The organism is Shewanella sp. BC20 (genome assembly GCF_003129585.1).
In the GTDB taxonomy this organism is placed as follows: domain Bacteria; phylum Pseudomonadota; class Gammaproteobacteria; order Enterobacterales; family Shewanellaceae; genus Shewanella; species Shewanella seohaensis.
The window spans coordinates 1-317 of record NZ_NHRI01000047.1 but is presented as its reverse complement, the minus strand read 5'-3'; the positions used below and the strand labels follow the sequence as shown (position 1 = coordinate 317).

Annotated in this window: 1 rRNA gene; it reads right to left on the bottom strand. The window is 42.9% G+C overall.

Going from position 1 to position 317, the window contains the following annotated elements:
* Positions 1-232: 232 nt before the first annotated feature.
* Positions 233-317, bottom strand: a 16S ribosomal RNA gene (locus CBX96_RS21450); the annotation flags it as partial.

Sequence of the window (317 nt, the reverse complement as noted above, 5' to 3'; positions counted from 1 at the left end):
TGGACTCGCCTTAGACTTGAATATTCAAGACACTTAAAAAGTGTTTTAAGAACTCAATTTTTTTCGTATTAACACAACGACAGACATCATTGTATTAATTACTATCAGCTTTCCAAATTGTTAAAGAACAATGCATACCGGCATGCGGTGCATTTCGCTCTCCCTCCTCTTTCGAGAAGTTCAACAAGCCATCTGTGTGAACACTCAACAAACATCGAGTTAGTCGTATAGGTAAGGAGGTGATCCAGCCCCAGGTTCCCCTAGGGCTACCTTGTTACGACTTCACCCCAGTCATGAACCACAAAGTGGTGAGCGCC